Source organism: Streptomyces sp. NBC_01268, from assembly GCF_036240795.1.
In the GTDB taxonomy this organism is placed as follows: Bacteria; Actinomycetota; Actinomycetes; order Streptomycetales; family Streptomycetaceae; genus Streptomyces.
The window spans coordinates 7,229,913-7,240,596 of sequence record NZ_CP108454.1 but is presented as its reverse complement, the minus strand read 5'-3'; the positions used below and the strand labels follow the sequence as shown (position 1 = coordinate 7,240,596).

Here is a 10,684-nt window from a genome sequence, read left to right as displayed (position 1 = left end):
GCGGTCCGCCCGACCGGGCGCGGGGTGCACGGGTGGTGACGGGGGGTCAGCCCTGGTGGGCGGGATGCCCATCGAAGCCGCGCCCGTCAGGCCGTCCCCGGCAGGCCGGGCCGTCAGGCCGAGGCCTCCAGGGCGGCGCGCCAGACCGGGCTGTCGACGTAGTGGTTGTCGTACCGCTCGGCCGAGTCCGCGATCTCCTGGAAGTCGGCCTCGCCGCGCATGACCCGGCCGAGGAGGCGCAGGTAGTCGAAGCGGCCCATGCCCGGGGTGAAGACGAACAGGACGTCGGCCTCGCAGCCCGGCGCGGCGGCGAAGGCGTGCGGGGTGTGCGGCGGGACGGCGAGGAAGTCGCCGGCGCCCAGGACGGTGATCTCCTCGTCGACCAGGACCTGGAGGGAGCCGCTGATGACGAAGAACAGCTCGGTGGCCTTGGTGTGGAAGTGCGCGGGCGCGCCCACGGCCCCCTTGGCGAAGGTGGAGCGGTAGCTGGTGAAGCCGTCGGCCGTCTGGTGCGAGTCGGCGAGCAGCGTCATGACGCTGCTCGGGTCGGCGCAGGTCTCGGCCTCGGCGTGCCGGGTCAGGACGGGCGGGAAGGGAGCGACGGCGGCGGACTCGGAGGGCGTCTTCTCGGTCATGGCGGCAACTTTACGATCTTGAAATCCGAGCACGCCATTCCGTTTCGCACACCCTTGGCGTCCCCGTTCTCGGCGGCGGACACCACCGTTTCGGCGCGCGGACCCCGGCCGTGACATCCGTGGAAGGAAAATCCGGCGGCGATGTCGAGATCGCGCGTCCGGCTCCGTCCCAGGGGTGAACGCGGCCACTATGGGTCGCAGGAGACCGAGGAGAGACATCATGGCCAAGTACCTGCTGCTGAAGCACTACCGAGGCGCCCCGGCCGCGGTCAACGACGTCCCGATGGCCCGGTGGACCCCGGACGAGATCACGGACCACGTGCGGTACATGAACGACTTCGCGGCGCGGCTGGAGAAGACCGGCGAGTTCGTCGACGGTCAGGCGCTCGCCCCCGAGGGCGCCTGGGTCCGCTACGACGGGGAGGGGCGCCCGCCGGTCACCGACGGCCCGTTCGCGGAGACGAAGGACCTCATCGCCGGCTGGATGATCATCGACGTGGCCGATTACGAGCGCGCCGTCGAGCTGGCCGGGGAGCTGTCCGCCGCCCCCGGGGCGGGCGGCGAGCCGATCCACGAGTGGCTGGAGGTGCGCCCCTTCCTGACCGCGCCTCCCACCGTCACGGAGTGACCTCCCCCATGGACGAGGTCCTGCTCAGGAGCCTCACCCCGAGCGTGATCGGTGTCCTCGTCCGCCGCGGAGCCGACTTCGCGGCGGCCGAGGACGCCGTACAGGAGGCCCTGGTCGAGGCGCTCCGGGGCGGGGTGGCGGGCGACCGGCCGCGCGACCCGAAGGGCTGGCTGGTCACCGTGGCCTGGCGCAAGTTCCTCGACGCGAGCCGCGCCGACGCCGCCCGGCGCCGGCGCGAGGACCGTGCCGCCGAGGAACCGGCGCCGGGTCCGGCGCCCGCGGTGGACGACACGCTGCGGCTCTACTTCCTGTGCGCGCACCCGTCGCTGACCCCGGCGTCGGCGGTCGCGCTGACGCTGCGCGCCGTCGGCGGGCTCACCACCCGCCAGATCGCGGCGGCCTATCTGGTGCCGGAGGCGACGATGGCGCAGCGCATCAGCCGGGCCAAACGCACCGTCTCCGGCGTGCGCCTCGACCGGCCGGGCGACGTCGCCACCGTGCTGCGCGTCCTGTACCTGGTCTTCAACGAGGGCTACTCCGGCGACGTCGACCTCTCCGCCGAGGCCATCCGGCTCACCCGGCAGCTCGCCGCCCGCATCGACCACCCTGAGGTGGCAGGGCTGCTGGCCCTCATGCTGCTGCACCACGCCCGGCGGGCCGCCCGGACGACGCCCGACGGCGGCCTGGTGCCGCTCGCCGAGCAGGACCGCGGCCGGTGGGACACCGCGCTGATCGCCGAGGGCGTCGACATCCTGCAGGCGGCCCTCGCCCGCGACCGGCTGGGCGAGTTCCAGGCGCAGGCCGCCGTCGCGGCGCTCCACGCGGACGCGCCCACCGCCGGGGAGACCGACTGGGTGCAGATCGTCGAGTGGTACGACGAGCTCGTACGCCTCACCGACAGCCCGGTCGTCCGGCTCAACCGCGCGGTCGCGGTGGGCGAGGCCGACGGCCCGCGCGCCGGGCTCGCGGCCCTCGCGGAACTGGACGACTCGCTCCCCCGCCACTCCGCGGTGGCCGCGTACCTCCACGAGCGCGACGGCGACCTCACGACGGCGGCCCGCCTGTACGCGGAGGCGGCCCACCGGGCCACCGACCTCGCCGAGCGCGAGCACCTGACCCGGCAGGCGGCCCGGCTCAACACCCTCCTCCGGCCTGCCCGCCAGGGTCTGGTCCGGCGGGAGGCGTCGGACCCGACCTAGGGCCTGTCGTCAAACTCCCGCGCGGGGCCGCCCTTCGGGCGACGACGGGAGTTTGACGACAGGCGCTAGGCCGTGTTTTAGAAGTGGGCTTCGCCGTTCGCCCTGCGCCGTGATGATCGCGGTGTGGGGCGAGGGGATCTTTCTGACGAGCAGTGGGCCGTGCTCGAGCCGATGCTGCCGGTCGCGATGCGGGGCAGGCCGGCGGTGGGGCGGAGGAGGCTGATCGATGGGATCCGGTGGCGGGTTCGTACCGGTGCTCCGTGGCGGGATCTGCCGTCGGAGTACGGGCCGTGGCAAACGGTCTACGGACTCTTCCGCCGCTGGCAACGTGATGGCACCTGGCCCGAATTGCTGACCGGACTGCAGGCCCGGGCGGACGCGGGCGGGCTGATCACGTGGGAGGTCAACGTCGACTCCACGATCTGCCGGGCCCATCAGCACGCTGCAGGCGCCCGCCGCGACGGACAGGCCCAGAAGGAACCGCCGGGCGGCACCCGCAGCGAACCCGACGACCACGGCCTGGGCCGGTCCCGGGGAGGCTTCACCACCAAGATCCACCTGGCCTGCGAGCAAGGCCAGCGGCCGCTGTCTCTACTGGTCACCGCAGGTCAGAGTGGTGACAGTCCTCAGTTCGCCGCCGTCCTGGAAGGCATCCGGGTCCCCCGCACCGGACCGGGCCGTCCCCGTGTCCGTCCCCTGCGAGTGCGGGGCGACAAGGCGTATTCGTCCCAGGCCAACCGGGCCTACCTGCGAAAGCGGGGAATCCGGTGCACGATCCCCGAGCCTGCCGACCAGGTGGCCAACCGCAAGCGGCGGGGGAAGGCCGGCGGGCGGCCTCCGGCGTTCGACCGCGAGGACTACAAGGCCCGGCACGCGGTCGAGTGCGGGATCAACCGGCTCAAGCGCAACCGTGCGGTCGCCACCAGGTTCGACAAACTCGCCGTCCGCTTCGAAGCCACCGTCCTGATCGCCGCGATCGGCGAATGGTTATGACCGGTCTGAGCTGTCGGTTCCTCATGCAATGCTGACCGCGACCAGGATCGACAGGGTGAGGGAGAGACAGCGATGGGGGCTCAGTACTACGGCGCCGACAGCGAGAACGGCGACCGCATCGACGACCCCTCCGAGGACGCGCTGTTCATGATGATCAGCGACCTCAACAACTCCGACAACACCTTCGTCGTCGTCCAGCCCGACGAGGACGACCCCGTCTGGTTCGCCTCCGTGGCCGTCCTCGATGAAGGCGGTTACGAGATCGTCCGCCGTGACACCTCCCGCGACGAGCACGAGGTCACCACGGCGACCAGCATCAGCAACATCGCCCGCGACCTCACCATCTGGATGGCCGCCCGCGACTTCCCCGGACGGCCAACCAAGCAGGTCAGCGAGTTCTAAAACACGACCTAGCCGAGGCTGTGCACGACCTCCCCGCCCACGACGACCGTCTCCGCGACCGTTCCGGGGATGGCGTCGGGGTCGACGCGGAGGATGTCCCGGGACAGGACGACGAAGTCGGCCAGCTTGCCGACGGTCAGCGAACCGCGCTCGTGCTCCAGGAAGTTGGCGCGCGCCGAGCCCATCGTGTAGCCCTCGACGGCGGTGGCGACGTCGATCGCCTCCCCGGCGGTCCAGGCCTCGCCGCCGCCGGGCGGGCGGCGGGTGACGGCGGCGTGGATGCCGATCATGGGGTCCATCTCGGCGACGTTCCAGTCGCTGGACAGGGCGAGCAGCGCGCCCGCGCGGTGCAGGCTGCGCAGCGGCCAGGCCTTGTGCCAGCGCTCGGGGCCGATGTTCTCGGCCCAGTCCTGACCGGGGCCCGCGATGTCGGGGGCGGCGTGCCGGGGCTGCATGCAGGCGGTGACGCCGAGGGCGGCGAAGCGCGGGGTGTCGGCGGGGTCGAGGCATTCGACGTGCACGATCTGGTGGCGGGCGTCGCGGGGCCCGTTGACGGCGCGGGCCCGCTCGACGGCGTCGAGCACGGTACGGATGCCCCGGTCGCCGGTGGCGTGCACGAAGCACTGGAAGCCGCGCGCGTCGAGGCGCGTGAGGAGCTCGGCGAACTCCTCGGGCGGGTAGAAGGTGTCGCCCCGGTGGTGGCCGCAGCCCGCGTACGGTTCGAGGAGGGCGGCGGTACGGGGCTCGACGACGTCGTCGATGTACAGCTTCAGCGGCCCGACGCGCAGCCGGTCGTCGGCGAACTCCTCGGCCGCCGCCTCGAACGCGTCGAGGTCCGCCTCGGTGGTGCCGCGCGGGTGGAAGAGCGCGGCGACGATCCGGGAACGGAGCCGGCCCTCGGTGCGGGCGCGCTGGAAGAGGGCGAGGTCGTCGAGGGAGTTCTGGGGTTCGACGACCGTGGTGATGCCGTAACGGGCGGCGTCGTCCAGGCTCTTGGCGAGGCGCCCGTACTGCCGGTCCGGCGAGGCCCACGGGACCCCGAGCTCGCGCAGGGCGCGGTGTCCGTCGCGGGAGAGGCCCTTGACGGCGAAGTCCTTGACGAATCCGGTGGGTTCGCCGGTGGCCGGATCGGTCACGGCGGTGCCGAACGGCAGCTCGGTGTGGCCCGCGCGGACGCCGAGGCGGCGCAGGGCGGCGGTGTTGAGCCAGGCGGTGTGGACGTCGTAGCTGAGGACGAGCGCGGGGGTGTCGCCGGTCGCGGGGTCCAGGTCGACGGCGGTGGGCATCCGTCCGTCGGGGATCACGGAGTAGTCGAAGGCCTCGGCCTCGATCCAGGACGCGTCGGGGTGCGCCGCGTGCCAGGCGCGGATACGGGCGTGCACGGCGTCGAGGTCACGGGCGCCGGCCAGCTGGACGCAGGCGTCGTCGGAGCCGAGGCGCACGTGGTTGTGGGCGTCGACGAAGCCGGGCAGGACGAGCCGGCCGCCCGCGTCGAGGACGCGGGTGTGCGGGCCGGCCCAGGCGCCGGCCTCGGCGTCGCTGCCGACCCACACGATCCGGCCGTCCCGGACGGCGAGGGCCTGGGCCTCGGGCCGCGCGGGGTCGACGGTGTGGACGCGGGCGCGGGTGAGGAGGAGGTCGGCGGGGGCGGGGCGGTTCATTCGGGGTCTTCTTCTCTTGAGGGGAGGGGGGTCGGGTTCCCTTGAGGGGAGGGGGGTCGGGTTCCCTTGAGGGGAGGGGGGTCGGGCGGGGCTCGGCTCGGGGGCGGCCGGGTCAGGCCGCGACGGGCCGCACGGTGCGGCGGGCCAGGAGGACGTAGACGAGGGCCGAGACGACCGAGCCGAGCAGGGTGAGGTCGGCGCCGCCCAGCGGGGCGACGAGAGGGCCGGTCCACAGCTCGGAGTCGCAGGTCAGCGCCGCGAACAGCATTCCGGCGAGGAGCGCGACCAGACCGGCCGGGTGCCAGCCGGACCGGTACCGGTAGGGGCCGTCTCCCGCGTGGTGCAGGGCCTGGGCGTCGTACGTGCAGCGCCGCAGCACCATGTCGGCGAGGAAGACGCCGCCCCAGGGGGCGAACACGATGATCAGGAGGGAGAGGAAGGAGAGCAGCGAGGTGGTGAAGTCGACGAGGAACAGCGCGCCGAGCGAGCCCGCGGCGGTCACGCCCGCGCTGACGAGGATCGCGCGGGCACGGGTCCAGGGGATGCCGAGGACCTGGAGGTTCAGGCTGGAGGAGTAGAGCGTGATGATCGAGTTGGTGACGGAGCCGCCGAGGACCAGCGCGAGGAAGACCGGCTGGAACCACCCGGGCAGCAGACCCTCCGTACCGGCGACCGCGTCGGTCATGTCGGCCTGGGTCGCGGCGGCGACGCCCGCGACGCCGAGCGCCACGGAGGAGAGCAGACCGCCGAGGCCGCCGCTCCAGGTGAGCGCCTTGAGGGAGGTGGTGCGCGGCAGGTAGCGGGTGTAGTCGGCGGGCATCGGGACGTACGAGAAGGGGCCCGCGAACATGACGACGAGGGCCAGGCTCCAGCCGGACGCGCCGGGCCCGGCGGCGGGGGCGGTGGTGTCGGTGCCGGGCAGGACGAGGGCGATGAGGACGCCGAAGCCGACGGCGAGGACGTAGGCCATCCAGCGTTCGGCCCACTGGACGGTGGCGTGCCCCCACAGGGCGACGGCGAAGGTCAGGGCGAGGGTGACGGCGAGCGCGAGGGCGCGCGGGAGCGGGCCGCCGCTCCAGCCGAGGTCGGCGAGGAAGGCCTCGAGGGCGAGGGTGCCGACGACGGTGTTGACGATCGTGTAGCCGATGCTGACGACCCAGTTGAGCAGTCCGGCGGGCCAGTTGCCGCGGACGCCGAAGGCGGCGCGGGAGATGACGAGCGTGGCCGTGCCGGTGCGCACCCCGCTGAGGCCGGCGGCGCTGATGGCGAAGAAGGAGAGTCCGCCGAGCACGACGACGGCGGTGGCCTGCCAGAAGGAGAGACCGAAGGCGACGGCGAGGGCGCCGTTGATGACGTAGGTGAAGGTGAGGTTCGAGCCGAACCAGAGCCAGAAGAGGTCCTTGGCCCCGCCGTGGCGTTCGGTGTCGGGGATGGGGTCGATGCCGTGTTCCTCGACCTGGAAGACCTCGTCCCGGCCCGCTGTCACGGGCGGCGTCTCGTGTCCGGGCACAGCGTGCTCCTGTCGTGTCCTGTCGTGTCCGGTTAGGGACACCGCTTCTTGAATGGCGTTCTAACTCTTTGAATGGCATTCAAGATGTGCGATGAGTTCCGGCCACGTCAAGACCCCGGCGGAAAGCAGTTAGGGTCGACCCCGCAGGGACGTGCCGGACGGCACGAGGACGAGCGAACGGAAACGGGGCCGGGAGCGGTGGCAGGCGCAGCGCGGGCGGGACGGCGGCGGGACGGCAGCATCACGCGGGAGCGGATGCTGGAGGAGGCCATGACCGCCATCGCCGAGGACGGGCTGGCCGCGCTCACCATGTCCGCGCTGGCCGAGCGCCTCGGCACCAGCGGCGGCCACATCCTGTACTACTTCGGCAGCAAGGACCTGCTCCTGCTCGCCGCGCTGCGCTGGAGCGAGGCCGCCCTGGCCGAGGAGCGGCGCCTCCTGCTCGCCCGCCGGATCCCGGTGCCGCGCCGGCTCGACCTCTTCCTGCGGCTCTACCTGCCGCGCGGACCGCGCGACCCGCGCTGGACGCTCTGGATCGAGCTGTGGGCCCGCACCCCGGCCAACGCCGAGCTGGGCGAGGCCCAGCGCGAACTGGACCGGGGCTGGCAGGAGGATCTGGAGGCGCTGCTCGTCAAGGGCGTCGAACGGTCCCACTACGCCCCGCTGGACGCGCCCGCCCGGGCCTCCGAACTCCTCGCCCTGCTGGACGGGTTGAGCACCCGCGTGGTCCTCGGCCAGGAGTCGGGCCGGGACTCCCGGCCCGCCCTGGACGCCGCCCGCGCGGCGGCCGCGCTGCTGATCCCGCCCGCCTGAGCTCAGTCTTCCGGCGCGGGTTGCCAGGGCAGCGGCTCGACCGGGGTGAACGGCCAGGCGAGCGCGTCGGGATGACGGCTCGTCTGCTCCGCGTACCAGATGACCTGCTCGGTGTGCAGGGCCGGCCGGGAGAGCCGGGCCAGCGGCGGATGGCAGGCCGCGACGGCCTGGGCCACGAGCAGGCTCGCCGCGGCGTCCGAGGCCGGATCGCCCGGCGTGGCGTGCGGGACGCCGTACCACTCGGCGACCGCCCGCAGCGACCGGCTGCCGGGACGGTAGCGGTCGGCGTGCCGGTCGAGGACCAGGGGGTCGCACACGGGCGCCACCCCGGCGGGCAGCCGCTCGACGAGCGGGGGCAGGCCGTGGCGGAGGAGCTCGGCGTGCAGGGTGCTCAGGACGTGCGGGGCGAACCAGACGACGAGCAGTTCCCCGGCGGTGAGGTGGGCGGTGAGGAGGGTGGCGAGCTCCTCCAGGGCGAGCGGTGGGGGGAGGGGCTCGGGAAGGGCGTCGACGACGGTGCCGGGGAGGGCGTCGGCGTGGGTGTCGGGGAGCGCGGCGGTCGGATCCTGGATGTCGGATCCGATGTCCAGGATCCAGTCGTGCGCCGTCCCGTCGCTGCCCCGCAGGGCCGCCGACCGGATCCGGTCGACACCCGGCCGGTGGCCGGTGGATCCGATGTCCAAGGCCCACAGCCGTCGCCGGTGCCACCCCGGATGGGTGCCGCGTGGCGGCGGCCCCGGCTCCGGGGCGTGTCCGGGGTGGAAGACCTCCCAGCCCCTGGCCCCGTGCCGCAGCAGGCCGGCGCCCGCGGGGACCGGCCCGCCGCAGTCCGCGCAGGAGGCGTCGTACGCGTTGACGCGCTCCCCGCCGCTCACGGCGTGTCCGCCCCGTCCCGGTACGCCTCCAGGAGCCTGAGCCAGATCTCGCTGAGGGTCGGGTAGGCGGGTACCGCGTGCCAGAGGCGCCCGATCGGGACCTCGCCGGTGACGGCGACGGTGGCCGCGTGGAGGAGTTCACCGATGCCCTGGCCGACGAAGGCGGCACCGAGGACGGTCTCGCGGTCCAGGTCGACGACCAGGCGCGCGTGCCCCCGGTAGCCCGGGGCGTACAGACCGGCCCCGGCGACCGACGCCATGTCGACGTCCACGGCGCGCGCCCGGTGTCCGGCCGCCTCGGCGGCGGCGAGGGTGAGGCCCACGGAGGCCGCCTCGGGGTCGGTGAACACCACCTGGGGGACGGCCGTGTGATCGGCGGTCGCGGCGTGCGGGCCCCAGGCGGCGGTGTCCAGGGCGCCGGTACCCGCCGCCCGGGCCGCGATGGCGGCCCCCGCGATCCTCGCCTGGTACTTGCCCTGGTGGGTCATCAGCGCCCGGTGGTTGACGTCCCCCACGGCGTACAGCCAGTCGTGGCCCGCCACGCGCAGGCTGTCGTCCACCGGGAGCCAGGCCCCCGGCTCCAGTCCGACCGTCTCCAGGCCGATGTCCTCGGTCCGCGGCCGGCGGCCGGTCGCGAACAGCACCTCGTCGCCCTCGACCCGGTCGCCGCCCTCCAGGACGACGCTGACGGGGCCGGTGCGCCCGTCCCGCACGACCGCGGCGACGGTGACACCCGTACGGACGTCGGCGCCGCGTTCGGCGAGGGCGGTGACGACGTGCTCGCCGACGAACGGTTCCATCCTCGGCAGCACTCCCCCGCCCCGTACGAGCAGCGTCACGCGCGAGCCGAGGGCCTGCCAGGCCGTCGCCATCTCCACGCCGACCACACCACCGCCGACCACCACGAGCCGCCCGGGAACCTGCGACGAGCTGGTCGCCTCGCGGCTCGTCCAGGGCCCGGCCCCGTGAAGTCCGGGCAGGTCGGGCAGGACGGCGCGGCTGCCGGTGCACACCGCGACGGCGTGCCGCGCGGCGAGCACATGGCGGTCGCCCTCGGGGCCCTCCACCACGACCCGGCGGGGTCCGAGGAGCCGGCCGTGGCCCCGGAAGAGGCGGGCGCCGGTGGACTCCACCCACGCCACCTGGCCGTCGTCCTTCCAGTCGCCGACGACGGCGTCCCGGTGGGCGAGGACGTCGCGGGCGTCGAGCGGGCCGTAGGCGTGACCGCGCAGTCCGGGCACCCTGCGGGCCTCCGAACGGGCGATGGCGGGCCTGAGCAGCGCCTTGCTGGGCATGCAGGCCCAGTACGAGCACTCGCCGCCGACCAGTTCGGCCTCCACGACCGCGGCGCTGAGCCCGGCGGCACGCACCCGGTCCACCACGTTCTCGCCGACCGGCCCCGCTCCCAGGACCACCACGTCGTACTCGTGCTCGTGCTCGTTGCGCGCCGTTCGTGTCATGACAGACAGTCTGCCGGGCAGGTGCGTGGAATAGCGCGGCTCGATACGCCGTTGTGCGGGGCGGGTCCCGAGGGGACCGTGAGGAAGGCGCGCCAAGGACGCCGGCCCCGGAGAGGTAGGAAGCATGAGCACTGTCGAGCTCACCAAGGACAACTTCGACCAGATCGTGAGCGAGAACGAGTTCGTTCTCATCGACTTCTGGGCTTCCTGGTGCGGCCCGTGCCGTCAGTTCGGGCCGGTCTTCGAGGCGGCCTCCCAGCGGCACGAGGACCTCGTGTTCGCGAAGGTGGACACCGAGGCCCAGCAGGAGCTCGCGGCGGCCTTCGAGATCCGCTCGATCCCGACGCTGATGATCGTCCGCGACAAGGTCGCCGTCTTCGCCCAGCCCGGCGCGCTGCCGGAGGCCGCCCTGGAGGACGTCATCGGCCAGGCACGCGGTCTGGACATGGACGAGGTGCGCAAGTCCATCGCGGAGGCGCAGGCGCAGCAGGGGCAGTGACCCGCGTGC

The 10,684-nt window shown here is 73.6% G+C and carries 11 protein-coding genes; 6 read left to right on the top strand and 5 right to left on the bottom strand.

Features of this window, described 5'->3' with window-relative positions; translation table 11 throughout:
• Nucleotides 1-113 precede the first annotated feature (113 nt).
• On the bottom strand, nucleotides 114-635 hold the full coding sequence (locus OG309_RS32605; protein WP_329426404.1) for a cupin domain-containing protein: 522 nt from the start codon (nucleotides 633-635) through the stop codon (nucleotides 114-116).
• Between the two features lie 220 nt (nucleotides 636-855).
• Between OG309_RS32605 and OG309_RS32600 the strand changes: the two genes are divergently transcribed.
• The 4 genes from OG309_RS32600 (at nucleotide 856) to OG309_RS32585 (ending at nucleotide 3,857) form a co-directional block, all read left to right on the top strand.
• On the top strand, nucleotides 856-1,263 hold the full coding sequence (locus OG309_RS32600) for a YciI family protein (protein WP_329426402.1): 408 nt from the start codon (nucleotides 856-858) through the stop codon (nucleotides 1,261-1,263).
• A gap of 8 nt (nucleotides 1,264-1,271) precedes the next feature.
• Nucleotides 1,272-2,462 carry an RNA polymerase sigma factor gene (locus OG309_RS32595; RefSeq protein WP_329428658.1) on the top strand — a complete coding sequence of 397 codons (1,191 nt, stop codon included), beginning with the start codon at nucleotides 1,272-1,274 and terminating at the stop codon, nucleotides 2,460-2,462.
• 171 nt (nucleotides 2,463-2,633) lie between these two features.
• Nucleotides 2,634-3,455, top strand: a complete 822-nt coding sequence (locus tag OG309_RS32590; RefSeq protein ID WP_443067645.1) for an IS5 family transposase — start codon at nucleotides 2,634-2,636, stop codon at nucleotides 3,453-3,455.
• Nucleotides 3,456-3,527: 72 nt separating this feature from the next.
• Nucleotides 3,528-3,857: a hypothetical protein gene (locus OG309_RS32585; RefSeq protein ID WP_329425335.1), complete on the top strand. Its 330-nt coding sequence runs from the start codon at nucleotides 3,528-3,530 to the stop codon at nucleotides 3,855-3,857.
• 8 nt (nucleotides 3,858-3,865) lie between these two features.
• Here OG309_RS32585 and OG309_RS32580 read toward each other — a convergent pair whose 3' ends face one another.
• Both OG309_RS32580 and OG309_RS32575 read right to left on the bottom strand, forming a co-directional pair.
• Nucleotides 3,866-5,518, bottom strand: coding sequence for an amidohydrolase (locus OG309_RS32580; protein WP_329426400.1), 1,653 nt, complete (start codon nucleotides 5,516-5,518; stop codon nucleotides 3,866-3,868).
• A 112-nt stretch (nucleotides 5,519-5,630) separates the two neighbouring features.
• Nucleotides 5,631-7,028 carry a purine-cytosine permease family protein gene (locus OG309_RS32575; protein WP_329426399.1) on the bottom strand — a complete coding sequence of 466 codons (1,398 nt, stop codon included), beginning with the start codon at nucleotides 7,026-7,028 and terminating at the stop codon, nucleotides 5,631-5,633.
• Nucleotides 7,029-7,283: 255 nt separating this feature from the next.
• Here OG309_RS32575 and OG309_RS32570 point away from each other — a divergent pair, with 255 nt between their 5' ends.
• Complete coding sequence (locus tag OG309_RS32570; protein ID WP_402546677.1) at nucleotides 7,284-7,841, top strand: TetR/AcrR family transcriptional regulator; 558 nt, start codon at nucleotides 7,284-7,286, stop codon at nucleotides 7,839-7,841.
• 2 nt (nucleotides 7,842-7,843) lie between these two features.
• Here OG309_RS32570 and OG309_RS32565 read toward each other — a convergent pair whose 3' ends face one another.
• A complete protein-coding gene (locus OG309_RS32565) occupies nucleotides 7,844-8,716 on the bottom strand; it encodes a 3'-5' exonuclease (RefSeq protein WP_329426395.1) in 873 nt (290 codons plus the stop codon).
• Complete coding sequence (locus OG309_RS32560; RefSeq protein WP_329426393.1) at nucleotides 8,713-10,176, bottom strand: dihydrolipoyl dehydrogenase family protein; 1,464 nt, start codon at nucleotides 10,174-10,176, stop codon at nucleotides 8,713-8,715. The genes OG309_RS32565 and OG309_RS32560 overlap by 4 nt, the downstream gene beginning before the upstream one ends.
• A gap of 124 nt (nucleotides 10,177-10,300) precedes the next feature.
• Here OG309_RS32560 and trxA point away from each other — a divergent pair, with 124 nt between their 5' ends.
• Nucleotides 10,301-10,675 carry a thioredoxin gene (gene trxA, locus OG309_RS32555; RefSeq protein WP_329426391.1) on the top strand — a complete coding sequence of 125 codons (375 nt, stop codon included), beginning with the start codon at nucleotides 10,301-10,303 and terminating at the stop codon, nucleotides 10,673-10,675.
• Nucleotides 10,676-10,684: the final 9 nt, after the last annotated feature.